The sequence below is a fragment of the Clostridium sartagoforme AAU1 genome, assembly GCF_000401215.1.
Lineage (GTDB): Bacteria > Bacillota > Clostridia > Clostridiales > Clostridiaceae > Clostridium > Clostridium sartagoforme.
The window spans coordinates 1-318 of record NZ_ASRV01000302.1; the positions used below are offsets into that span (position 1 = coordinate 1).

The following is a 318-nucleotide window of genomic DNA, read 5'->3' on the forward strand; positions in this document are numbered from 1 at the left end:
GAAAAAAGGTCAAGCTACAAAGGGCGCATGGTGAATGCCTTGGCATCAGGAGCCGATGAAGGACGTGATAAGCTGCGATAAGTTTCGGGTAGGCGCACATAGCCAGTGATCCGAAAATTTCCGAATGAGGGAACTCACATGGGAAACCCCATGTATCCTGTAGTGAATAAATAGCTGCAGGAAGGTAAACCTAGGGAACTGAAACATCTAAGTACCTAGAGGAAGAGAAAGAAAAATCGATTTTCTTAGTAGCGGCGAGCGAAAGGGAAAGAGCCCAAACCAGAGATTTATCTCTGGGGTTGCGGACAGAACATTAAA

The 318-nt window shown here is 45.9% G+C and carries 1 rRNA gene; it reads left to right on the forward strand.

What is annotated here, in order from left to right:
• Positions 1-7 precede the first annotated feature (7 nt).
• Positions 8-318: ribosomal RNA gene (locus A500_RS19210) — 23S ribosomal RNA — on the forward strand; the annotation flags it as partial.